The organism is Marinobacter salicampi, from assembly GCF_011074795.1.
Taxonomy (GTDB): domain Bacteria; phylum Pseudomonadota; class Gammaproteobacteria; order Pseudomonadales; family Oleiphilaceae; genus Marinobacter; species Marinobacter salicampi.
The window spans coordinates 148805-172083 of sequence record NZ_JAAMPF010000029.1; the positions used below are offsets into that span (position 1 = coordinate 148805).

Here is a 23279-nt window from a genome sequence, read left to right on the forward strand (position 1 = left end):
TTGTGGCGACAGTTTTTGTGTCTCGCCAGCAAAAATCAAGGGTTTGACTATGCTGTTGTGATAGCGCCGGTTTTTTTGGCAGGCAGAGCCCGTCGCTGGATGGAACTACGGAACGACTGGGTTCGACAGCCATCGGCCGGTTCAGTTTATTACGATACTTTCATAGCTAGTTGTACAGGCAGTTTCATAGACAATCAGAAAGACATTTCACATTTTGGGTAATCATCGAGGACAACTATGAACACGCTGACCGTGGCCAGCAAGGATCAATTCTTCAAACAGCTGGCAGAAGCTTTCAGCCAGAAGATAGAAAAGACCGAAGCCAAGAGAATCAGCGACTTTGCTGTCCAGTATTTTACTCACCTGCCGTTGGATGAACTGTTGAACCGACGATTTTCTGACGCCTACGGCTCGGTGTTGGCAGCTTGGCAGTTCATTCAGAAACGCGGCCCTGATGAAACACCGGTTCTGGTGTTCAACCCGGATCTGGAGGCCGACGGCTGGCAGTCGACACATTCGGTGATCTATATCCTCCATCCCAATATCCCCTTTCTGATCGACTCCATTCGCATTGCCATTAACCAGCGTGAAATAGACATACACAGCATTTACTACGCAGTGCTGAAGGCGGAACGCGACGATCAGGGCAAACTCAAGAAAATTCACCGCAATAAGCGAAAGTCTTCCAAAACCATTGATGAGGCCTTAATTGTTCTGGAAATTGACAGACACAGTGCCCAGGAGGATGTCAAAAGCCTCGAGAGCATGCTTCAGAACGTGCTCCACGAAGTCCGCATCGCCGTGAACGATTTTCCGCTCATGAAAAACAAAGCGGAGCAGATTGTTGAAGAACTCGAAACAACCAATGCCCAAATAAGCGGTGATCAGTTGGAAGAGGCCCGGGCTTTCGTGAGTTGGTTGGCGCAGGACCACTTCACCTTTCTCGGGTATGACGAATACGACTTCGTTAGAAGCAATCAGGGGATCATGGTCCGGCGCATTGCCGAGTCTGAGCTTGGCATCCTTCGGGTGAACAACGAACGCTCGGACAAGGTGCGTATCGAGGAGCTGCCCAAGCGGACGCAACATGAAATGACGCGGACCGACGACATTTTCATCTTCGCCAAATCAGCCCAGCGCTCAAGAGTCCATCGCCCGGCTTATCCTGACTATATTGCTGTTAAGAAGTTCAACGACAAGGGCGAGGTGATAGGCGAGCGCCGGTTCCTCGGCCTTTACACCGCGAAGGTTTACCACGAGCGCCCCGAAGAGATCCCGTTGCTGCGCCGGAAGGTGGATTCGGTGCTGGAACGCTCGGGCTTTGTTAGGGACGATTACGCGGGCAAGGAGCTGGACCAGATACTGACCATGTATCCGCGGGACGAACTCTTCCAGATTGAACCGGACGAACTGCTCCGCACCGCCCTGGATATTCTCTATATCCAGGAAAGACGCATGATCAAGCTGTTCATGCGCGAGGACGTCTATGGCCAGTTCGTGACCTGTCTGGCGTTCTTTCCCAGGGACATTTACAACACCGAATTGCGGCTCAAGGTGGAACAGGCTCTGGTCGAAAGATTGGCAGCGGAGGACATCGAGTTTGTAACCCAGTTTTCCGAGTCAGTCCTGGCCCGGGTCCAGTTTACGATCCGCCTGCCCCAGGCCGAGAACCGGCAACTGCCGGTGCGGGAGCTTCAGGAGCAGGTGGTGGAGCTTGCCCAGTCGTGGCATGACGGCCTGGCTGAAGCCCTCCATGAAAGTTGTGGCGAAGAGCGCGGCAACGAGCTTCTGCGCCAATACCACGCTGCCTTCCCGGCCAGTTATCAGGAACTTTTCTCACCGCGGCGTGCTGCCATCGACCTTGAGCACATCATCGACGTTATGGATGAGAAGGGTCTTGCCATGAGCTTCTACAGGGCTCTGGAAGAAGACGAGACGACCCTTCATTTCAAGCTCTTCCACCCTGACGAGCAGTTACCCTTGTCCGATGTCATGCCGATTTTTGACAATCTCGGTTTCCGGGTAATCGGCGAACATCCCTTTGAGGTAAGAAACCGCAGCGGCAAGGTGGTATGGATCCATGATTTCTCCCTTCAGGCCGACAGTGGGGCGATGGTGGACATCCACCGGATCAAGCCAATTTTCGAGGAGCTGTTCAGGCGAGTCTGGTATGGCGAGGCGGAAAACGACAGCTTTAACCGCCTGGTGCTGGCGTCCTATTTCAGCTGGCGACAGATTGCCGTGTTACGGACTTACGCCCGATACATGCGGCAGATACGAGTTTCCAATAGTCAGACCTTCATTTCCAATACCTTGGTGAACCACGTTTCCATGGCAGGACTGCTCCTTGAGTTCTTCGAGGTCCGGTTCAACCCTGAGCGCTACCAGAGCGAGGGCAAGAGTGCTGCCGCCCAGCAGAAACTGGAAATCGAGTTCAATGCCGGCCTTGATGAAGTTGAAAACCTCAGTGAGGACCGCGTCCTTAGACTGTTCCTGGAACTGATGCAGGCGACTCTGAGAACCAATTACTACCAGTGCGACAGCGCGAATGATGCCAAGCCCTATATCAGTCTGAAGTTTGACCCCTCCCAAATCCCGGACATGCCGCTACCCAGGCCGATGTTTGAGATCTTTGTCTACTCTCCGCGGGTGGAAGGCGTGCACCTGAGAGGGGGGCGCGTCGCCCGTGGCGGTTTGCGCTGGTCTGACCGGTTTGAGGACTATCGCACCGAGATACTGGGCCTGGTCAAGGCCCAGCAGGTCAAGAACGCCGTGATTGTGCCGGTGGGCGCAAAAGGCGGGTTTGTCGCCAAGAAGTTGCCTGACTCATCGGACCGGGAAGCGTTTCAGGGTGAAGGCATTGCCGCTTACAAGACCTTTATCCGGGGCTTGCTGGACGTGACCGACAATCTGGTGGAGGGCGGGATTGTGCCACCGGAAAGGGTGGTCCGACACGACGATGACGACCACTACCTGGTCGTTGCCGCGGACAAGGGCACTGCCACCTTCTCGGATATCGCCAATGGTCTTGCCGCGGAGTACGGCTTCTGGATGGGCGACGCCTTTGCTTCCGGCGGCAGCCAGGGCTATGACCATAAGAAAATGGGCATTACCGCCAAGGGTGCATGGGTGTCGGTTGAGCGCCATTTCCGTGAACTCGGCATCAACCCGGGCAAAGATGAGTTCTCGGTCATCGGTATAGGCGACATGGCAGGGGATGTGTTCGGCAATGGCCTGCTTCGCTCGGACAAGGCCCGGCTTGTGGCGGCATTCAATCACCTGCACATTTTCCTCGATCCGGATCCAGACCCGGCCACAAGCTTCGAGGAGCGCCAGCGGCTTTACGATTTGCCCCGCTCTGCCTGGTCAGATTACAACACCGACCGGATTTCCAAAGGCGGCGGCGTCTTCAGTCGTAGTGCCAAATCCATACCGTTGAGTCCGGAGGTCAAGAAAATGTTAGGCACCAAGTCCGACCGGGTGCCTCCAAACATGCTGGTTTCTCTCATCTTGAAGGCACAGGCAGATCTGCTTTGGATAGGCGGGATCGGGACCTACGTGAAGGCAGCTTCAGAAACCCATGCCGATGTGGGGGACAAAGCCAATGACGGCCTGCGTATTGATGGCAAGGACCTACACTGCAAGGTGGTAGGTGAGGGCGGCAACCTGGGCATGACCCAGCTTGGGCGCATCGAATTCGCGCTGATGGGGGGACGTCTGAATACTGACTTCATCGACAACGCTGGCGGTGTCGACTGTTCTGACCATGAGGTCAACATGAAGATACTGCTGAACGGAGTGGTGGATTCAGGGGATCTTACCCAGAAGCAGCGTAATGTGATGCTGGAAAAGATGACCGACGACGTTGCGGATCTGGTCCTGCTCAATAACTATCGTCAAACCCAGGCGATCAGTATTGCCAGTGTTGAAGCGGCCAACCGGCTGGAAGAGTACCGCCGGCTGATGAATACCTTCGAGAACGAAGACAAACTCAACCGGCAACTTGAATTTCTGCCGGACGAGGAAGTGCTGGCGGACCGCAAAGCTAGGAAGCAGGGCTTGACCCGGCCTGAGCTATCGGTGCTGATTTCCTATGTCAAGGGGGACCTGAAACAGGCACTGATTGCTAGCGAACTTCCGGAAGAGCCCGGTCTCGGTCAGGAAATACACAAGGTCTTCCCGGCGCTGTTGACTGAAAAATTCTCACAGGAACTGGATGAGCATCAGTTGCGGCGGGAGATCATCGCAACCCAGGTGGCCAACGATATGGTGAACCACATGGGCATCACCTTTGTGGAGCGCCTGTCCCAATCTACCGGCGCCTCGTCCTCGGCAATAGCCCTGGCCTGGATCATCGCCCGGGATGTGTTCCGGCTTGATCACTGGTGGAATAAGATTGAGGCCCTTGACTACCAGGTCCCGGCACAATTGCAGATGCGTCTTATGAACGACCTGATGCGCCTGATAAGACGGGCGGTCAGATGGCTGCTGCGCAACCGGCGCAGCGAGCTCAACATCCAGGCCCATCTTGAGCGCTTCTCGGGCAGTATCGACAAGATCACCTCTAACCTCCCGGATTACCTGGGGGCCCAGGCCGAGACCGAGTGGCAGAAGCAGTATCAGGGCCTGCTTGACCAGAAAGTGCCTGATGATCTAGCGGGTGTCCTGGCGGGCACGTCCTACCTCTACGCGGCTCTCGGAATTATCGAAGCGCAGGAGTCCACCGGTGTGTCCCTGAAAACTGTGGCCAACCTGTACTACAGCCTTGGCGAGAAGCTGGAACTCAACTGGTTTGCCGCTGCCATTGCCAAGCTTGCGCCCAATTCCCACTGGCAAGCCCTGGCCCGTGAAAGCTTCCGGGAAGACCTGGACTGGCAACAGCGGGCCCTCACCTCCGGTGTCCTACGTCTGGCGGGCGACAACGGTGATGTCAATGAGTGTGTTGATGAGTGGATGGAGCAGTACGCGCCTATGGTTGGGCGCTGGAAATCGATGCTGGCGGAGTTGCGCTCGGTACGTGAACCTGAATATGCCATGTTCTCAGTGGCCCTGAGGGAGCTGCTGGACCTTGCCCAAAGCACGCTTCATACACCACTGGAGGTGCCCGAGCGGGTAACCGAATAACGGTTGCGTTCCGGGGCGAAATCCCGTTCAATTCGCGGTCTTTCAAGGGCCCCGGACCACCCGCGGACAGGCTCAGGGCAACGGGCAGATTGTTCGTGGCGGATGCTTATGCAAGGACAAACAGGATGCGAGTGCTAGAAAATCTGCTGGACAGAAACAAAGCCTGGGCAAAGGGAATCAAGGAGCAGGACCCGGATTTCTTCAAGCGTCTTGCGAGCCAGCAATCTCCTGAATACCTCTGGATCGGTTGCGCAGACAGCCGGGTCCCGGCAAACCAGATTGTGGATCTGATGCCGGGTGAGCTGTTCGTGCACCGCAACGTTGCCAACGTGGTGGTGCATACGGACTTCAACTGCCTTTCGGTTCTGCAGTTCGCGGTCGATGTACTGAAGGTCAAACACATCATGGTTGTGGGTCATTATGGTTGTGGCGGCGTCCGGGCGGCGCTCAGCAATGATGGTTTCGGGCTTATCAGCAACTGGCTGAGGCACGTCCAGGATGTCAGAGACAAGCACGCTGACGTACTTGCCGCTCTGGAGTCCGACAATGATCGGCTGGACCGTCTCTGCGAACTGAATGTGGTTGAGCAGGTCGGGCATGTCTGTCAGAACTCCATCGTCCAGCAAGCCTGGGCCAATGGTCACGTCCTGTCTGTTCACGGCTGGGTTTATGATGTTGCTGATGGCCTGTTGCGGGATATGGGCCTGTGCATTACGTCAGAACAGGAGCGGGAAGATATTCAACGCCGGACCCTGGAAGAGCTGATCGCCCGACCTGTTCGATCTGGGCGGATCAAGAGCCTGGCATGATAGCGTCGCTACCGAACAGCCACGAAGCTTTGCTGCGGAACCTGGATGCACTCTCTGGCCGGTTAGCTCTGATCGGCCTGTCTGACGAGCGTTTGCCCGGGTTGCTGGCTGATGGCGGGCTTGCGGTAACGGATCACTACGGGCTCTGGCAGCGGCTTCAGAGCCAGCCCGGCTGGACAGCAATCTTCGGCTACGACGACGATAACCTTGGCCATGGCACCGGCGACACTGCCGTTGTGTTTCTGCCCAAGGCCCGGCCTGAGCTGACGTTGAGGCTGGCTCTGGCACGGCATCTTCTGGGAGATGGCGGTCGGGTGCTGCTCATTGGTGAAAAGCGCGAGGGGATTGCTGGCGCCGTAAAACAGCTAAGGATAGAAGATGCGGGTGCCCGGAAGCTGGACAGCGCCCGTCATTGCCAGGTCTGGCAGGCACGGCTGGCACCGGCTGACGCCGGCTTCGACCCGGCCCAATGGCTAGACTGGCATACCGTCGACATGGCCGGAACCTCGGTAAAGGTGGCGAATCTGCCTGGCATCTTCAGCGCCGGCCACCTGGACGCAGGCACGAGGGTTCTGCTTGAGGCTCTTGCAGGAGCGAATCTGTCCGGCCCGGTACTGGATTTTGCCTGCGGCGCTGGCACCATCGGCGCCTGGTTGCATGCCCATACCGGGGGAGCGCTATCAGCTGACGGCATAGACGTCCAGGCCCAGGCCGTCTACTGTGCTCGCCGGACCTATGAACGGGCCGGTGTGTCAGGCCATATTACCGCAGCAGATGGCCTGCCCGACGGGTTGGGACAGTATGCCACGGTCATCACCAATCCCCCTTTTCACACCGGGGTCCAGACTGATACCACCATGACAGCGCGTTTCCTGCAGGGTATATCCCGGCACCTTGCCCCCGGAGGTCAGCTGTTACTGGTAGCGAATGCATTCCTGCCTTACCGGGACCTCATGGAGCAACACATCGGACCTTGCCAGGTGCTGGCAGGGGACAGGAAATTCACCGTCTATCGGGCCAGCCTACCAGCCGGTCGGCGCCGGGGCGCAATTTAACCAAGGGCGCCTGTCCGTTGTCGATACGCTTCCGAAAGTTGCATATCTCATATAGTGTGGTCAGTATTTGAGCATAGATACTTTATGCTTGAATACATTGGGCATGGCCTGGTTGCCATGTTCCACGGCGTTATAGGCATGGGAATCATCAAGAGCAACCTCAGAACCAGAATCAGCCTGCTGTTTGGCGGGCTCACCATCGCACTGACCGCGCTCGTGGTTATCTTTGCCTCCAGTCTTGCAACCAGTGAACTCCGTCAGAGGCTGGGAATGAACTTTCAGGAATTGTCGATCCAATTAAGGGACAGTCTGGAGCGGCAACTGGAGGAGCGCTATCTGGACATGGCCATTGCGGCCAAGATGGCCACCACACTGGTAGAAGATAGGCGTTTTGACCGTATGACCCCCGTTCTGGATGAGCTTAAGGCCAATTTCAGGGAATACGCCTGGATCGGGTTCGCCTTACCGGACGGTCGCGTGGTTGCCAGTACCGGTGATCTCCTGCTGGGAGAGTCGGTCGCAGCCAGGCCCTGGTTTCAGCAGGCCCTGGCGGGACCCTTTCTGGGGGACGTACACAAGGCCACTTTACTGGAGCAGTTGCTTAATCCAGGCGGCGGCGAGCCCTTGCGCTTCATAGATGTGGCTGTGCCTATGACGGCTTCTGACGGTGAGCTCCTTGGGGTTATGGGCGCTCATCTTGATGTGCGCTGGATTGCCGATCTGGCCGACTCGTTCATGGAGCCTCATCAGTCACGCCTGCAGGCCGATCTGCTGGTCGTCAACGAAGCGGGCGAGCAGATCGCCAACACGGGCGGCGGCGCTATCCAGACCACAGGCATGCCCCAGACAATGGCGGAAGCGGAAGCGGCGCAATCCGGCTTTCTTATTGAAACCCTGCCTGATGACGAAGCCTACCTGGTAGGTTTCAGCCGCCTGCGGGATGATCCGCGCTACTCCGGCCTCAACTGGGTTGTCATGGTCCACACACCGGTAGAGAAAGCCTTTGCCGAGGCGCAAGACCTCCGCAACACCATTTTACTCGCAGGCCTGATAATCGCGGTGGTTTTTTGTGTGCTGGCTTGGCTGACAGCACGTTGGGTGGCCAGACCCCTGCTGAAAGTGGCCCAGGAAGTTACAGAGCTTGAGGCACGGGAGCGCAGCGACATTAGGTTGCGGACGGATTTTTCAGAAGTTTACACGCTTACCGGGGCACTTCGGCGCCTGCTTGGTAATCTGGTTGCGAAGGAGAAGGAGCTGACCAGCCTCAATGCGGACCTCGAGCAACGGGTTGAGGCACGAACCAGCGAAATCCGGTCGATCAACGATGCCCTTCTGGATGAAATCCGCCAGAAGGATCTCCTGCGGCAGGAGCGTGAAGCGCTGATCAAGCAGCTCGAACATTCGGCCAACACGGACGCCCTGACCGGCATCGCCAATCGCCGCCGCTTCTTTGCAAGTGGGCTCATGGCACTCAGGCGTTCGGCACGGAATGGCCGTCCGGTATCGGTTCTGCTGTTTGATGCCGATCACTTCAAGCAGATCAATGACAGCTACGGGCACGGAATTGGCGACGATGCCCTTCGCCATCTGGTGGCACTGGCGCAACGGGCCCTACGGGACATTGATCATCTGGCGCGAATTGGCGGCGAAGAATTTGTCGTTTTACTGGAAGATACCGGGCCGGCCCAGGCTTCCGCCGTTGCCGAGCGTTTGCGTGCCCTGGTTGAATCGGAGCCGCTACGGACCGGGCGCTACACCATACCGCTGACAGTGAGTATTGGCGTCGTTACGGTCTCGGCCAACCAAATACCCGAGCTTGAGGTGTTGCTGGCTTCTGCAGACCGGGCTCTGTATCAGGCCAAGTCCGGCGGTAGAAACCGCGTCGTTCTCGTGTCTGCTCAAGGTGATGAGCCTGGATAACCGATCAGGCATAAAAAAGCCCCTGGGGTGAGGGGCAAAGAAGGCTGCTGCATTGCTGGAGCATACCTTTATCCAACCGTCTACTCGTCGATGGCTGCCGGATGCGGTACATTTGCATGCCGATGGCGTTAATTTAGAGATAATTTCTAGAGTAATCAGCCTAAAATGAAGTCTTTCCCGGATTTCAGTGAGTATTGAGCCGTTCATGGATGTTTTATCTCTGCCGCACAGTTCCCTGACCCTGCTTCGCCCGGGAGGCGCATACCATGAGCTTAAGGCTTGGGACGCCGCTGACCAGTTGCTTGTTGAGCGGGCACTGGAAGTGGTTCCCGCAGATGCACGGGTTCTTGTGATTGATGACAGCTTCGGCGCCATTACCCTCGGTTTATCCGAGCTGTGTCCAGTTTCACTGGGTGACAGCGCAACCCTGGCCACGGCCTTGCCGAACAATGCAGTCCTGAACAATTTGCCTGCCATGACTCCCCATAACTGGCTTTCGTCGCCGCCGGGCATGTTCGACCTGATCGTCATGAGAATCCCCCGTCAGCTTGACTACCTGGCGTACCTGTTGCGATGGGCGAACGGTGCCCTGGCAGAGGGCGGCCAACTATTGGCAGGCGGCATGATCAAGCACATACCAGGCAGAAGCGCCGCCACCTTCGGGCAACTGGTCAAAACCACCTGTGTTTATCCTGCATCAAGGAAGGCACGGGCTGTGCTCTGTGCCCAGGGTGACCCGAAGCTGTCCGGCTGGCCCGGGCTCTGGCAGGGTTACGTTGTAGACCAGGCAGGCCTCACAGTTGAGGCGCTGCCGGCTGTGTTTGCAAGAGACCGGCTCGATATTGGAGCGCGCCTGCTCCTCGACCACATACCTGGGCAAGTGGCGCTGCTTGAACCAGGTGCCCGATTGCTCGACCTCGGTTGCGGTAACGGTGTCCTGGGCCTGACTGCGCTGGCGGCGCGGGCGGATCTTGACCTGTCCTTTTCAGACGTATCCAGCCAGGCCGTGGCAAGTGCTGAGCATAACCTGAGACGGAATTACCCTTCCTGCAATGCCCGGGGACACCACTGTGATGGCGTACCTGAGGGCAGTACCCGGTATGATTTGATTCTACTGAACCCGCCTTTTCACGAAGGCGGGGTTGTCGGAGACCACATCGCCATACGCCTGTTTGAGCAGGCCAGTTTGGCATTGGCCCCGGGTGGGAAGGTGCTTGTGGTAGGCAATCGACACCTTGGCTATCATCGAAGTCTGAAACGCTGGTTCAAGGTCGTGGAACAGATCGATGCCAATGCGAAATTCGTGGTGTTTAAAGCCGGCAATCAGGAGGCGGGCCGGTCATAGCCAAGCCTCGCCAGAGTATCCACAATCGTCAGGGTCTGGTGATCTATCTCAATGTTTGCCTCATCTCCAATCTGCAGGTCGGAAAAGGTCGTGGCCCTGAGCGTCTCGGGAATCAGGTGCACGTTGAACCGGCATCCACGTACCTCGCCAATGGTCAGACTGGCGCCATTGACCGCAATGTAGCCCTTGCCGAAGAGATAATGGGCCCACGGGTCCGGCACTTCAAACCAGAGTGTGCAGTTGTTTACAGGCTGCTCTATGGCCACCACACGGGCAGTGGTGTGGATATGGCCGGACAGCAGGTGGCCACCAATCTCATCACCAATGCGCGCCGCCCGCTCGAAATTCACCGGGTCGCCGGCAACCAGGGTAGCCAATGTCGTCGCCCTCAGGGTCTCCTGCATGGCATCAAAGCCGAGGCAGTTGCCTTCCTGTCCAGTTACCGTCAGGCAGGTGCCATTGATGGCCACCGAGGCACCGATAACGACATTGTCCAGATGATGCTCAGGAAAACGGATGAACAGGGTGGAGAGCCCGGTGCCGGACGTGACGCTGTCGACGGTCGCAATGCCCTGAATAATGCCTGTAAACATGGGGTCTCCTTCTTATGAGATAGCGTGGCACTTATGAGATAGCCTGGCACTGACCGCTAGGTGTAAGACGGTACCCGCGGCGCCACTGTGCCGGACGCTAAGGATAGCGGCCCGGTGTCCCGGTGCCAACCTGCTTAAACCAATCTGACTGACCCCGGGGCTTGGGATGCCTGCTTACCTGGCCTTGGGTGATGGTATCGCCAGTTTTTGTGGTTTCCTGCTCAAGAAATGCCCGCGCCGGGCGATAACGGGGTATGGGGTCCTTGTTGGCTAAGGGTCCGTTGCAGGCTAGCGATGATGATGGCAAAAACCGATACAGCACAGAATCCAGAGGCCAACCCATTGGCGGAAGGCCCCGTATTGCGGCAGGGCCGGCGGGCTGATCCTCTTTCTGGCCATGAGCAGCCCGTGGCGGAAGCTCATGTGACTCAAGGTGAGTCGGTTTCCACCACTGATGTTGAGCAGCCGTCCGCTGTCGAGGTGCTGGGGAAACAAGGGGAGCAGGACGAACAAGAGTGGGGCCCGGAGGCTGATGAAGTCGAAGCAAAAACCAGGCAGAGGAGGTTGCGCCAGCTGCTGAGGCAGTGCGAGCGCGTTCTGCTCCTGGACTTTAACCGTCTGGCGATGAGTGATTGGCCAGATAATTTCAGTCTGGCCGAGGCCCGTAAACATCGTGATCTGTGGGTTTTCAGCGCTTTGGTCGCGGCAGTGGTCTTCCTCAGCGGTCTCACCGGGTTTGTTCCGGCCTGGCTGGCCGGAGGCGGCTTTGGCGCGTTCGCGCTTATAGTGCTGGCCGGCTTGCCCGGTATCCGTCGCCTGTACAGCCATACGCCTTCCCATGTTGATTTGCTGATGCGCCGTCAGCGCCTGCTGCGTGAGGCAAGAAAACACGTAGAGTACCTTGAAAGCGACACCGGCCTGCTATGGCAGTGCGCAGCCATGGCAGACTTTAACCCGGCACTGAAAACCACGCGTTTTTCAGGGTTGATCAATCTTTCGGAGCGACGGGCCCTGCCAGCAGCGCTGACCCGAAGGGAGCACTTCCGCCTTTACCTCATCTATATGCTGGAAGCGGAAAAAGCCTATGCCCAGGTGGAGAGCGCCTACTTCAAAGGCCACCAGTCTGCAATCGACGAAGGCTGGGACTCGGCTGTGGAACGCACCGACAACCCTTAGCGTGTGATGTTGACATGGCGCTCCAAAAAGCGGCATGGCCGGCCTGGATAGGTTAGTCTGGGAGACCGACGACCAGTAGCTTCTTGACAGATGCGAGCCTCAAACGTATGTTTAAAACAAACGTTTGGCAAAAATAACAGGCAGCAACTATGGCACAGTCGGATACGGTCGACCGCATACTGGACGCAGCGGAAGAGCTGTTTGCGGAGCGCGGGTTTTCAGAAACTTCGCTGCGGATGATTACCAGTGAGGCAAACGTTAACCTTGCTGCTGTCAATTATCACTTTGGCTCCAAGAACGCGCTGATCCATGCGGTCTTTGCCCGCTTCCTGACACCCTTCTCGGCCACCCTTGAAAAAGCATTTGATGACCTGGAGGAGCGGTGTGCCGGCGAGCCGCCCACCCTGGACCAGACGCTGCGGGCACTGACAGAAAGTGCTGTGCGTATGCCCCAGCGCAATGACCGCGGCATCTCGATTTTCATGCGTCTGCTCGGGCTCGCCTATACCCAGTCCCAGGGCCATCTGCGCAAGTTTCTTGAACAGGAATACAGTCAGCCGTTTGCTCGCTTCATGCGCCTCTTGAAAGAAGCCACGCCCCAGTTGTCCGCAGTAGACCGTTACTGGCGGATTCAGTTCATGCTTGGCGCCACGGCTTTCACCATGTCCAGCAGTGATGCGCTCCGTGACATACTGCAAAACAAGCTCGGAGTTGAAACCTCCATGGAGGATATAGCCCGGCGTCTGGTTCCGTTCCTTGCCGCAGGCATGCAGGCGTCCGATCCCATCATGAAGCCGGCAACAAGCAAGCCCTCGGTTGCCTGAAGCCCTGCAGGTCGGTTACGCTCTTGGGCGCATCGTCCCTCCTCCGAGTGAGAACACCGGTTATGAAGGCCAGTGGGCTGAACCCCGTAATAGAGATTGATCTTGACCGCCAGGTTCTGGTGCTGAATCCGGGGTCCGGCGGCTCCGTTGTCAGATACCCTGTTTCTACCGCGTTAAACGGTCCGGGTGAACGCCAGGATTCCGGTTGCACCCCGCGAGGCGAACACTACGTCAGGGCCATGGTCGGGCACGGCCTGCCTGAAGGAACGGTTTTTGTGGCAAGGCGACCGACCGGCGAAATCTATACACCGGCACTGGCTGAACAACAGCCTTCCCGCGATTGGATACTGACCCGGATTATCTGGCTGTGTGGGCGCCAGTGGGGTCAGAACCGCGGCCCCGGTGTGGATAGCTTCCGCCGCTTTATCTATATTCACGGCACACCAGACAGCGAACCTATGGGGAAACCCTGTTCCCATGGTTGCATTCGCATGCGAAACAACGACATCACGCATTTGTTTGCCCAGGTAAAGCCGGGGGTGAACGTATTCATTTATCAGAGCAAGGCGGATGCCCAGGGCAGTCATGCTTGACGATACACCAACCTATCTGAAGTCGTGGATCGATAACTGGGATCTTCTTTCGCAGTTCTGGCGCGTTGGCCTGGTTATCTTCGGCCTCGTCCTCGGTACCGCCCTGACCGCGTTCATTGTGAGTCGGGTTATTGCAAAACTCGAAACGCGCTTCATGCGCAGTAGCAATCTCTGGGACGATGCGTTTTTGCATGCGCTCCGCAAACCCGCCATTGGCTTTGTCTGGCTCCAGGGCGTTTTCTGGGCGGCCGAAATAGCCTACCGCTATTCCGAGGCGGAAATTCTCTCAGCGAACGATCTTGTTCTGCAGATGGGCTTTGTCTGGCTGATGGTCTGGACGCTGCTTGGTGTCATCAAGCAGGGCGAGTACCTGCTCGCATCACCGGTCAAGATGGAGCAGCCCCTCGACTACACCACGGTAAACGCCATCAGCAAGCTGTTACGGGCCGTTGTCATCATTACCGCGGTTCTGATTGTCCTGCAGACCATGGGGTTCAGTATTTCGGGCGTGCTTGCTTTTGGTGGTGTGGGTGGCATAGCGGTTGGTTTTGCCGCCAAGGACCTGCTGGCCAATTTTTTCGGCGGCTTTATCGTCCACCTGGACCGGCCCTTCAAGGTGGGTGACTGGATCCGCTCCCCCGATCGCAATATCGAGGGCACGGTGGAGCAGATAGGCTGGCGGCTGACGACCATCCGCACCTTTGACAAGCGCCCGCTGTACGTGCCCAACGCGGTATTCACCCAGGTCGCGGTGGAAAACCCGTCCCGCATGACCAACCGGAGAATATTCGAGACCATAGGTATCCGCTACGCTGACATGGCGCAGATGAGGGCCATTGTGGAAGATATCCGTGCCATGTTGGACCAGCATGAAGACATCGATACCAGCCAGACCCTGATCGTCAATTTCCTTGGTTTCAGCGAATCGTCCCTGGACATTATGGTCTACACCTTCACCCGCACGACCGAATGGGTCAGATTCCATCACGTCAAACAGGACGTATTGCTGAAAATCAACGACATTATTGGTGGCTACCAGGCCGAAGTCGCCTTTCCCACACGAACATTGCATCTGCCTGACGGTGTCCGGGTCAGTGGCGATGAACAGGACGAGGAGGGGGCAGGTCCGGAAGGCGAGGAGGCGCAATTCCTGGCCCGGGCCAGCACCGACCAGAAAGGCGGCAGTCGAAGCAGCCGCCAGCGCAAGCCGGTTTACAGTGGCGAAGCGGATCAGGATCCTGATCAGAATCAGAGTCAAACAGGGGGCGAGCAATAGCCATGGCTGCAAAACGCGGATTAGTAGGTATTATCGGAGGCACGGGCCTGACGACTCTGGCTGGCCTCGAAATCTCCGGTGAACAGGTGGTTGAAACCCCCTGGGGAACCCCATCGGCGCCGCTTGTGTTTGGCCGCCTTGAAGAGCAGAAAATCGTGTTTCTGGCCCGGCATGGCCACCCCCACCGGATTCCTCCCCACCAGGTCAATTACCGGGCCAATCTCTGGGCACTGCACAACGCAGGGGCCAGCACCCTGGTGGGCGTCAACGCCGTCGGTGGCATTCATCCTGGCATGGGGCCGGCGCATATTGTTATCCCTGATCAGTTGATCGATTACACCTGGGGCCGTGGTCATACCTTTTTCGAGGGGGAACTGGAGGGCGTTACTCATATTGATTTCACCTATCCCTACAGCGACCGTGCCAGGCAGGTTCTGATTGAGGCGGCCTCGGAGCTTGGGCTCAGTCATTCGGCGTCGGGTGTGTACGGAGCGACCCAGGGCCCCCGGCTGGAGACAGCTGCAGAGGTCCTGCGACTGGAGCGGGACGGATGTGACATTGTCGGGATGACTGGAATGCCCGAAGCGGCCCTGGCCGCCGAGCTATCGATGGACTACGTATGTCTGGGCCTGGTGGTGAACTGGGCAGCGGGTAAGTCAGATCACATCATTACGATGGCGGAAATTGAAGCCGCCATCGAAGAAGGCATGGCGGGCATTCTTTCTATTCTGGAGCAGACTGCGAGCCGCCTGGGGCATCCACGCCCTCAAGCCGTTTGAAGAATACCAGTACGCCAATAGTGGGGGAGTCCAGGAAATGGATTTCCTCGCTGCGCATGCGGCGGGTCTCACGAATCCAGGTGATCAGTTCCAGCGCCGGCGTGGACTGGGGTTCAGCCGCCAGGTCTAATGTTTCGATATCCCTGGAGTCGCCTTGCCCCTGAGCATCCTGGCTACCCATTGATCGGGCGGGGGCATCGCCTGTGTTCAGTCCTGCGTCCGGATCCGGCTTCTGTGAGCCGGCTTCAGGATGTGCCTGCCAATGGTTCAAGGCGGCAGTGACATGCAGGAACCTCTGCCGGTCGATGCTGATATAGCCCTCCACTTCCCGCTGCCCGGCCTCCGGTAGCCAATCGCCCGCAGCAACCTGCAGGCGCTGGCCCTTGTAGTCCGGCGGAAAACTCTCGCGCCATGCGGCTGCAACCAGGACCCGGTACCGGCCGCTTTGCTCCAGACGCTGGGCTGCACTGTTGAGGTGTAGTCGCTCCCTGGGCACCAGGTCCAGGGTTGATTCGACAGCACCGTCCTGGTCCATCACCCATAGTTTCTGGTCGAGCTCAGGCACAGGGTCAGGGCGACGGCTAGCCATCTTTTCCTCGACCTGGTCAGGATCAATCCTTCGTTCGAGGACTATGATCTCCGCTCGGTAGAGATTGCCTTGCTGAGCCAGCACGGGCTCCGGAGCCAGGGCTGCGAGTAGCGCAAAATTGGCCGCCAGCAGGGGAAGTAAGTAGCCAGTCAGTCGCAAGGTCAGGTCTCCGCAATTGAATCAGGGTGACCGGGCTAAACAGCCATGGGCCCGGGAAAATCAGTGGTCAAGCCGGCGTCAGTTGGTTCAGCATGGCCGCGATGGCGTCGAGTTTACCATTGGTTGAGACATCCTTCAGCCGGAACCTGAAACTGTTGGCGCCTTCAAGACGGAACTGGTCTGGGGCCTGCTGTACTTTCTTCACCAATATCAGCGGGTCGACAGGGGTGGAAGTGCCAAACTCGAGCCTCGCCCATTCCTTGCCTGCGTCGACTTTGGTGATGCCAAGGGCTTCCGCCCTGATTCGCAGTTCAGACTGACGCATCAGGTTCTTTGCGGGCTCAGGCAACAGGCCGAAGCGGTCGATCATTTCGACCTGAAGTTCCTTCAGCGCCTCTGCTGACGTCGCGCTGGCAATACGCTTGTAGAGCATCAGGCGATTGTGTACGTCCGGCAGGTAGTCGTCGGGAATCAGCGCCGGTATACGAAGATTCATCTCTGTGCCATGACTCAGGGGAAGGTCTGCGTTTGGCGTCCTGCCCTCCCGTATTGCGGTCACCGCTTCGTCAAGCAGCTGCATGTACAGCGTGAAGCCAATGTTTTCGATCTGGCCGCTTTGCTCCTCACCCAGCAGTTCACCGGCACCCCGTATCTCAAGATCATGGGTGGCCAGCATAAAGCCTGCACCCAGGTCCTGGGCTTCGGCTATGGCCTCAAGGCGTTTGCGGGCGTCTCCGGTCAGGGTCTTGGGCGGCGGCGTGAGCAGGTATGCATAGGCCTGATGGTGAGAACGTCCCACGCGGCCCCGCAGCTGGTGGAGTTGGGCAAGACCGAATTTGTCGGCGCGCTCGATGATGATGGTGTTGGCGCTGGGGATGTCGATGCCGGTCTCGATGATGGTGGTGCACACAAGCACGTTAAACCGCTTGTGATAAAAATCAGACATAATCTGTTCCAGTTCCCGCTCGCGCATCTGGCCGTGGGCCACCCCGACACGGGCTTCCGGAATCAGGCGCCGGATATCCTCAGCCATTCGCTGGATCGAGCTGACCTCATTGTGGAGGCAGTAAACCTGCCCTCCCCGGAGTATTTCCCTCAATATGGCTTCCTTGACCATGGCATCGTCCCGCTGGCGTACGAAGGTCTTGACCGAAAGACGCCGGGCAGGGGGAGTGGCAATGATCGACAGATCACGGAGGTGGCCCATGGCCATGTTGAGCGTGCGGGGAATAGGTGTGGCGGTCAGCGTCAGCAGGTCAACCTCCGCCCTTAGCGCCTTGAACTTTTCCTTCTGCTGAACCCCGAACCGATGCTCCTCATCGATAATGACCAGTCCGAGATTTTTGAATCGCATGTCGCCCTGAATCAGCTTGTGGGTACCGATGACAATGTCGGCCTTGCCCTCGGCAATGTTCTTCATGGCCGACGACGTCTGGGCGGCACTGCGGAACCGGCTCAGCAGCTCGATGCTGACCGCTGTATCCGAGAAACGGTCGCGGAACGACTCGTAGTGTTGCTGCGCGAGCAATGTAGTGGGCACCAGTACCGCTACCTGTTTGCCAGAATGGGTGGCTATAAACGCCGCCCGCATGGCGACTTCGGTTTTGCCGAAACCGACGTCACCACAGACAAGCCTGTCCATGGGTCTGGGGCCGGTCATATCCGCCATAACCGCTTCAATGGCGGCCTGCTGGTCCGGCGTCTCCTCAAAGGGAAAGCCTGCGGCAAATGCCCGGTAAGCGTCTCCCGGCTGGTCGAAAGTAAAGCCTTCACGGGCTTCACGGCGAGCGTAGACATCCAGCAGCTCGGCCGCGGTATCGCGGATCTTCTCCAGGGCCTTGTGCTTGGCCTGGCTCCAGCGTTCGGTGCCAAGCTTGTGCAGTGGCGCGTGCTCCAGATCACTGCCTGAGTAGCGCGAGATCAGATGGAGACTGGATACCGGCACGTAGAGCTTGGAACTGCCCGCATACTCCAGTTTCAGGAACTCAGTGGCCTCGCCTTCCAGGGTGATGGTTTCCAGACCCTGATACCGGCCGACGCCATGGTCGATGTGGACCACGGGTGCGCCCAGCCGTAATTCGGAAAGATCCCGATAGCCGCCGTCGTTCAGCTCGGTGGGCTTCTCCCGACGCCGTCGCTGGAGTACCCGCTCACCGAACAGGGCGGTCTCGGTAATGAGAGCGATCCCGGGGCCCGGTAACAGCAGGCCGGCTTCCATTGGCGCGATGGAAATGGCCAGTCGTGCATCAGATTCATGAAGCCAGGCTCCCCAGCTCTCTACGCTGGCCAGCTTCAGGTGATTCTCGGCCAGCGTGTCTATTAGCGCCTCGCGCCGGCCGGAGGATTCCGCACAGATCAGAATACGTCCCGGAAATGTCTCTACGAACTCTCGCAGAAGCCGGGCCGGGTCGCTGGCCCGGCCGTCCATGGCCACGATGGGCAGGGCGGCGGTGGCGCAGTGAAGTTCTTTGTTGTCCGGCTCCATCAGGGGCTCGGCACGGGGCGTCACTCGGGGGAACCGTTTGAGTTGACCGAACAACTCCTCTTTCATCATGAACAGTTTGGCGGGTTCCAGTATGGGGCGGAAACGGTCGTGCCGCCGTTCCTCGTAACGGTGCCGGGCATCGGCCTGGAAATGCTCCACCGCCTGTTCAAGTTCCGGTGCGGTAAATACCCGGGTGTTCTCGGGCAGATAATCAAACAGAGTAGCCGTCGAGTCGAAGAAAAGTGGCAGGTAGTACTCGATACCGGGAGGCGTAATCGCCTTACTGACGTCCTGGTAAATCGAGGCATCCTTATCGGCCTGGGGGAAATGCTCAAACCAGCGGCCCCGGAAGGCGGACCGGGCTTCCTTATCCCAGGGGAACTCATTGGCCGGGAGCAGTTCGATACGCTCAATACGATCAATAGAGCGCTGGGTTTCCGGGTCAAAGGTCCGCAGGGTCTCAATTTCATTATCGAACAGGTCTATGCGATAAGGCCTTGTCGCCCCCATGGGGAAGATATCCAGGATGGCGCCGCGGACGGCGTACTCCCCATGTTCATACACGTTCTCGGCATGCCGGTATCCGGCGGCCTCGAGATTCAGGCGCCAGGAATCAATATCAAGGGACTGGCCGACCTCAAGCAGCAGCGTATTGCCTTGCAGGTATGGCACTGGCGGCAGGCGGTGCATCAGGGTGCGGGCCGGCACTACCAGTACGCCATGGCTGGTCCTTGGCAGCCGGTGCAGAGTACGAATGCGCCGGGAGCTGATGTCCTGATGAGGGGAGAACAGATCGTACGGCAGGGTCTCCCAGTCCGGCAGTGACAGAATTTCCAGGCCGTCACTGGTAATCGCGGGCTGGTCCTCGTCAGGGGAAAGGTCCAGGTAAAAACGCATGGCCTGTTCTAGGCGAATGGCTTCTTCGGTACTGCGGGAGATGACCAGGGTCAGGCCGTGATGAGCCCGCGCCGTTTCGCAGATTGCCAGCGCCTCGCTGCTGCCATGGAGGCTGCTCCATATCCGGTGGTCGCCAGCCTTGACCGGAAACTCGGGGGCCACCAGCGCTGAGGGTTCAAGTCCCGCTCTCGAGGCCTGATGGGGTGGTTGCTGAAACTTGCCTTGGCTCATGAGTGTCGCTGAACTCCTGCCGCAGTTCGGGCCGGGAATCTGGCGGCCGTCTGCTGGGGGATAATTTGAATTGAGGGCGCTTATTCTAGCGGTCCCGGCGGGTACTGTCATGACGGGTTCGCCTGGGCGTAGTCATTGACAACAGTTGCGGCGCCGTAATTTGCGATCAACGGTATTAAATTGGATAATGTGCGCCCAATTTTCCGAGTGCTAACTGCAGAGGTTTACGCGTGAGTCACGAACAGATGAATGAGCACCTGTCCGACTGGACGGAACGGGAGTCGACCGCAGAGGCGATGATTCCCCTTATCGGTCGTCTTTACCGCAAAAACAACGTGGTTACATCTATTTATGGCCGCGCGATCATCAACCAGTCAGTCATCGGTATCCTGCGGGCCCACCGGTTTGTGCGTCAGGTCGAAGACAGCGAACTGTCTGTTCATGACACATATCCCATGCTGGCGGCAATGGATCAGCTGGAGTTGGGGTGTGCCCACATCGACATCGGCAAACTTGCGGTCAAATACCGCGCAGAAGGGGGTGACGAGCCCATGGCGACCTTCCTCAAGCGTGAAATTGGTGAGGTGGTTGGCCAGTATACCGCGGAGTCTGCCGCCAATGCCGAAAAGGACTCCAAGGACATCGTCCTTTACGGCTTTGGCCGGATAGGCCGTCTGCTCGCCCGCATCCTGATAGAGAAGGCCGGGGGCGGCAACAACCTGCGACTGCGAGCTATTGTGGTTCGTAAGGGTGGCGCCAGCAACGACCTGGAAAAGCGAGCCAGCCTGCTGCGTCGTGACTCTGTGCATGGGCCTTTCAACGGCACCATCAGTATAGATGAAGAGAATTCAGCCATTATCGCTAACGGTAACTACATAAAAGTTATTTACTCGGATGGCCCCGACACGCTCAACTACAACGACTACGGCATAAACAATGCCATCGTTATCGATAACACCGGTATCTGGCGGGACGAAGACGGCCTCGGGCGTCATCTCAAGTCCAAGGGTGTCAGCCGGGTGCTACTGACCGCGCCGGGTAAGGGTGACATCAAGAACATCGTTTATGGCATCAACAGCGATACCATCACCGCTGAGGACCGTATTCTCTCGGCAGCCTCCTGTACCACCAATGCGATTACACCGGTCCTGAAGGCGATCTATGACGAGTACGGTATCGAGGACGGACACGTCGAGACCGTGCACTCCTATACCAACGACCAGAACCTGATCGATAACTACCACAAGGGTGGCCGTCGTGGTCGTAGCGCGCCGCTAAACATGGTTATTACCGAGACAGGTGCTGCCAAAGCCGTATCCAAGGCGTTGCCTGAACTGAAGGGCAAGCTGACCGGCAATGCCATCCGGGTGCCGACTCCAAATGTGTCCATGGCGATCCTGAATCTTAATCTGAAAAAAGAAGTCACTGTGGAATCAGTGAACGATTACCTTCGGGAGATGGCGCTCCATTCCGAGCTCCAGAAGCAGATTGATTTTGTCAATTCGCCAGAGGTGGTTTCGACGGACTTCGTGGGGTCTCGGCATGCGGGTATCGTTGATGCCCAGGCTACCATTACCAGTGGCAACCGGCTGATTCTGTATGTCTGGTACGACAATGAGGCCGGCTACAGCGCCCAGGTCATTCGGGTCGCGAATCAGATGGCAGGGGTGACCTATGCCGTGTTTCCCAGGCGCGGTCGGATGGAGCATTCCACCGAATAATAGAGCTGGATACTTCGCCGGCGCCTGAGTCCGCCGCACCCAGGCCCCCGATGTCTTCGAGCATCGGGGGTCTTTTGCTGTCCGCGATACGGATTCCCGGCGGGACCTATTACGTTTCGGAACAAAGTCGCGGTGGTTCTGGTGGAAATGCAGGGCCCCAGCCTCTATAATTGGCGCGATTTTAGGTATGTCAGGCAACCCTATCTTCGCTACTCCTGATGGCACTGACAGTGAGAACCGTCACGGTTCGGAAAGGTTTTCAACCCTCCGCCCGAAATAAACCACACAGGCAGGCGACGGCTCCAGGGGCCGGGCGTTACAAATCCGTCGAAAGTTTCTGATGTTGGACGAGGCTAATGATCAAGATCAAAAAAGGCCTGAATCTTCCCATCAGTGGCGCACCCGAACAGACCATTACTGATGGCAAAGCCGTCCGCCACGTGGCGTTGATTGGTTTTGACTACAACGGCATGAAGCCGACTATGGCTGTGAAAGAGGGAGACCGCGTCAAGCGTGGTTCGCTGCTGTTTACGGACAAGAAGACCGAGGGCGTTCGTTATACATCACCTGCCGCGGGGGTGGTGAAAGAAGTTAATCGGGGTGAGCGTCGAGTGTTCCAGTCAGTCGTGGTTGAGATTGACGGCGACGAGGCGGAAACCTTTGCGCGCTACAGTGATGCTGATTTTGCGGGTCTTGAACGCCAGCAGGTTATCGACAATCTGATCGAATCCGGCCTCTGGACAGCGTTCCGTACGCGTCCCTACAGTAAGGTGCCGCCCATCGACTCGGCTCCGCATTCGATCTTTGTCTCGGTCATGGATACCAATCCCCTGGCTGCAGACCCAACCGTTATTATCAATGAAGACAAGGCCGCTTTTGAGCTGGGCCTGCGGCTTCTGACCAAGCTTACCGCGGGCAAGGTTTTTGTCACCGGAAAGCCGGGTTCCAATGTGCCTGTGCCAAAAACAGAGGCAGTCGAGGTCCAGCAGTTTGACGGCGTTCATCCTGCGGGCAATGTTGGTACCCATATCCACTATCTCGATCCTGTCGTTGGCGACAAGGTGGTCTGGAGCATCGGCTACCAGGACGTCATAGCCATGGCGAAACTGTTCCAGACAGGTGAACTGCCCGTAGAGAGAGTGATTGCGGTCGGCGGCCCCAAGGCCCTGAAGCCTCGCCTGATCCGTACCCGCCTGGGTGCCAGCCTGGAAGAGTTGCTGGAAGGCGAGATGGCCACGGACTGTGAGGTTCGCATGGTTTCCGGTTCCGTTTTTGGAGGCCGTCGTGCCGCCGGTCCCTGCGCCTACCTGGGTCGCTTTGCCAACCAGGTTTCCCTGCTTGAGGAAGGCCACAAGCGTGAGTTCCTGGGGTGGCTGTCGCCCGGACCTAACCGGTTCTCTATACTGAACATCTACCTTTCGAAGTTTGTTCCCGGGAAGCTGTTTAATCTCACCACGACCACCAATGGTAGTGAGAGGGCAATGGTGCCAGTGGGCGCATACGAAAGCGTGATGCCCCTGGACATTCTCCCGACTCAGTTACTCCGGTCCCTGATTGTAGGTGACACCGAAGTGGCTCAGAAGCTGGGTGCGCTGGAGTTGGACGAAGAAGACTTGGCGCTGTGCACCTTTGTGTGTCCGGGTAAATACGAGTACGGGCCGATTCTCCGAGAGAATCTGACCCGTATCGAGATCGAGGGCTAA

15 protein-coding genes are annotated in these 23279 nt (G+C 57.7%); 12 read left to right on the forward strand and 3 right to left on the reverse strand.

Features of this window, described 5'->3' with window-relative positions; translation table 11 throughout:
• The first annotated feature begins 237 nt into the window (after positions 1–237).
• The 5 genes from G7W63_RS16860 (at position 238) to G7W63_RS16880 (ending at position 10253) form a co-directional block, all read left to right on the forward strand.
• Complete coding sequence (locus G7W63_RS16860; RefSeq protein ID WP_166261030.1) at positions 238–5124, forward strand: NAD-glutamate dehydrogenase; 4887 nt, start codon at positions 238–240, stop codon at positions 5122–5124.
• 125 nt (positions 5125–5249) lie between these two features.
• Complete coding sequence (can, locus tag G7W63_RS16865) at positions 5250–5933, forward strand: carbonate dehydratase (protein WP_166261033.1); 684 nt, start codon at positions 5250–5252, stop codon at positions 5931–5933.
• Complete coding sequence (locus tag G7W63_RS16870; protein ID WP_166261037.1) at positions 5930–6988, forward strand: methyltransferase; 1059 nt, start codon at positions 5930–5932, stop codon at positions 6986–6988. The genes can and G7W63_RS16870 overlap by 4 nt, the downstream gene beginning before the upstream one ends.
• An 84-nt stretch (positions 6989–7072) precedes the next feature.
• A complete protein-coding gene (locus G7W63_RS16875) occupies positions 7073–8908 on the forward strand; it encodes a sensor domain-containing diguanylate cyclase (RefSeq protein WP_166261062.1) in 1836 nt (611 codons plus the stop codon).
• Between the two features lie 205 nt (positions 8909–9113).
• Positions 9114–10253 (forward strand): class I SAM-dependent methyltransferase, encoded by a 1140-nt coding sequence (locus G7W63_RS16880; protein ID WP_166261064.1) that lies wholly within the window; start codon positions 9114–9116, stop codon positions 10251–10253.
• On the opposite strand, the gene G7W63_RS16885 is transcribed toward G7W63_RS16880, so the two are convergent.
• Positions 10232–10846: a riboflavin synthase subunit alpha gene (locus G7W63_RS16885; RefSeq protein WP_166261067.1), complete on the reverse strand. Its 615-nt coding sequence runs from the start codon at positions 10844–10846 to the stop codon at positions 10232–10234. The two genes, G7W63_RS16880 and G7W63_RS16885, sit on opposite strands and share 22 nt — an antisense overlap.
• A gap of 297 nt (positions 10847–11143) precedes the next feature.
• On the opposite strand from G7W63_RS16885, the gene G7W63_RS16890 reads away from it, so the two are divergent.
• The 5 genes from G7W63_RS16890 (at position 11144) to G7W63_RS16910 (ending at position 15494) form a co-directional block, all read left to right on the forward strand.
• The gene (locus G7W63_RS16890) at positions 11144–12022 is read left to right on the forward strand and encodes a hypothetical protein (protein WP_166261070.1); all 879 of its coding nucleotides are present in this window, start codon (positions 11144–11146) and stop codon (positions 12020–12022) included.
• A 149-nt stretch (positions 12023–12171) separates the two neighbouring features.
• Positions 12172–12846 carry a TetR/AcrR family transcriptional regulator gene (locus tag G7W63_RS16895; RefSeq protein WP_166261073.1) on the forward strand — a complete coding sequence of 225 codons (675 nt, stop codon included), beginning with the start codon at positions 12172–12174 and terminating at the stop codon, positions 12844–12846.
• A gap of 62 nt (positions 12847–12908) precedes the next feature.
• Positions 12909–13439 (forward strand): L,D-transpeptidase, encoded by a 531-nt coding sequence (locus tag G7W63_RS16900; RefSeq protein ID WP_166261076.1) that lies wholly within the window; start codon positions 12909–12911, stop codon positions 13437–13439.
• Positions 13432–14715, forward strand: a complete 1284-nt coding sequence (locus G7W63_RS16905) for a mechanosensitive ion channel family protein (RefSeq protein WP_166261157.1) — start codon at positions 13432–13434, stop codon at positions 14713–14715. The genes G7W63_RS16900 and G7W63_RS16905 overlap by 8 nt, the downstream gene beginning before the upstream one ends.
• A 2-nt stretch (positions 14716–14717) precedes the next feature.
• The gene (locus tag G7W63_RS16910; protein ID WP_166261079.1) at positions 14718–15494 is read left to right on the forward strand and encodes an S-methyl-5'-thioinosine phosphorylase; all 777 of its coding nucleotides are present in this window, start codon (positions 14718–14720) and stop codon (positions 15492–15494) included.
• Here the strand turns inward: G7W63_RS16910 and G7W63_RS16915 are convergent.
• Together G7W63_RS16915 and mfd are read right to left on the reverse strand one after the other, a co-directional pair.
• The gene (locus G7W63_RS16915) at positions 15439–16242 is read right to left on the reverse strand and encodes a CsiV family protein (RefSeq protein ID WP_242634465.1); all 804 of its coding nucleotides are present in this window, start codon (positions 16240–16242) and stop codon (positions 15439–15441) included. The two genes, G7W63_RS16910 and G7W63_RS16915, sit on opposite strands and share 56 nt — an antisense overlap.
• A 67-nt stretch (positions 16243–16309) precedes the next feature.
• Positions 16310–19855 carry a transcription-repair coupling factor gene (mfd, locus tag G7W63_RS16920; protein WP_166261082.1) on the reverse strand — a complete coding sequence of 1182 codons (3546 nt, stop codon included), beginning with the start codon at positions 19853–19855 and terminating at the stop codon, positions 16310–16312.
• Positions 19856–20100: 245 nt separating this feature from the next.
• Between mfd and G7W63_RS16925 the strand changes: the two genes are divergently transcribed.
• Positions 20101–21576: a glyceraldehyde-3-phosphate dehydrogenase gene (locus G7W63_RS16925; RefSeq protein WP_242634470.1), complete on the forward strand. Its 1476-nt coding sequence runs from the start codon at positions 20101–20103 to the stop codon at positions 21574–21576.
• Between the two features lie 356 nt (positions 21577–21932).
• A complete protein-coding gene (locus G7W63_RS16930; protein WP_166261088.1) occupies positions 21933–23279 on the forward strand; it encodes a Na(+)-translocating NADH-quinone reductase subunit A in 1347 nt (448 codons plus the stop codon).

Coding starts and splice junctions, on each gene's coding strand:
- G7W63_RS16885 (WP_166261067.1), bottom strand. CDS start 10,846: ATGTTTACAGGCATTATTCAGGGCATTGCGACCGTCGACAGCGTCACG.
- G7W63_RS16880 (WP_166261064.1), top strand. CDS start 9,114: ATGGATGTTTTATCTCTGCCGCACAGTTCCCTGACCCTGCTTCGCCCG.
- G7W63_RS16875 (WP_166261062.1), top strand. CDS start 7,073: ATGCTTGAATACATTGGGCATGGCCTGGTTGCCATGTTCCACGGCGTT.
- G7W63_RS16925 (WP_242634470.1), top strand. CDS start 20,101: ATGAATGAGCACCTGTCCGACTGGACGGAACGGGAGTCGACCGCAGAG.
- G7W63_RS16910 (WP_166261079.1), top strand. CDS start 14,718: ATGGCTGCAAAACGCGGATTAGTAGGTATTATCGGAGGCACGGGCCTG.
- G7W63_RS16900 (WP_166261076.1), top strand. CDS start 12,909: ATGAAGGCCAGTGGGCTGAACCCCGTAATAGAGATTGATCTTGACCGC.
- G7W63_RS16895 (WP_166261073.1), top strand. CDS start 12,172: ATGGCACAGTCGGATACGGTCGACCGCATACTGGACGCAGCGGAAGAG.
- G7W63_RS16890 (WP_166261070.1), top strand. CDS start 11,144: ATGATGGCAAAAACCGATACAGCACAGAATCCAGAGGCCAACCCATTG.
- G7W63_RS16905 (WP_166261157.1), top strand. CDS start 13,432: ATGCTTGACGATACACCAACCTATCTGAAGTCGTGGATCGATAACTGG.
- can (WP_166261033.1), top strand. CDS start 5,250: ATGCGAGTGCTAGAAAATCTGCTGGACAGAAACAAAGCCTGGGCAAAG.
- G7W63_RS16860 (WP_166261030.1), top strand. CDS start 238: ATGAACACGCTGACCGTGGCCAGCAAGGATCAATTCTTCAAACAGCTG.
- mfd (WP_166261082.1), bottom strand. CDS start 19,855: ATGAGCCAAGGCAAGTTTCAGCAACCACCCCATCAGGCCTCGAGAGCG.
- G7W63_RS16930 (WP_166261088.1), top strand. CDS start 21,933: ATGATCAAGATCAAAAAAGGCCTGAATCTTCCCATCAGTGGCGCACCC.
- G7W63_RS16870 (WP_166261037.1), top strand. CDS start 5,930: ATGATAGCGTCGCTACCGAACAGCCACGAAGCTTTGCTGCGGAACCTG.